Source organism: Candidatus Nanopusillus massiliensis (assembly GCF_920984865.1).
Map to the genome: position 1 here is coordinate 566504 of NZ_OV100765.1, position 548 is coordinate 567051.

At 21.2% G+C, this 548-nt stretch carries 1 pseudogene (cut by a window edge); it reads left to right on the plus strand.

The features are described from left to right. Nucleotides 1–435 precede the first annotated feature (435 nt). A pseudogene (locus tag LUA84_RS05530) lies at nt 436–548 on the plus strand (ribosomal protein S19 family protein) (its annotated part continues 125 nt past the right edge of the window); the annotation flags it as partial.

Genomic DNA, 548 nt, shown 5'->3' on the forward strand with positions numbered 1-548 from the left:
AATAGAAGGTGTATTTTTATCTTTTTTATTATATAATTATAAAAAAGAGGAAAAATATAAATATTTAATACAAAAGAAGAATAAACACTTTTATAATATTGGACTATANTATTTCAGAATACTATATATCAAAATATCTAAATAAAGAACCCTATATATTTACAAATTATAAAGATATGCTAAATTTTATATATGAAATAATCTCTATGAAAGAAAAATATGCTGCTTTGGAATAAAAAATATCTTGGACTACCTTTCAAAATATTATTTATAAAAATTATACATTAAATATAAATATTGCCTATCGTTCATGCATATAGCATATATATTGGATCAATTAAAAAGCATGAGTATTGAAGAATTTGCACNNNAAGTTGCAGATAGTAGAGTAAAAAGAACATTATTAAGAAGATTAAAAATTGGATTTCCACCAGAATGGGAAAATTCTATAGAAAATGTTATTTACAATTACAAGGAAAATATAATAAAACAGTAAAAACACATTCAAGGGAAATTATTATATTACCTTCAANTGTTGGTGCAAAAGT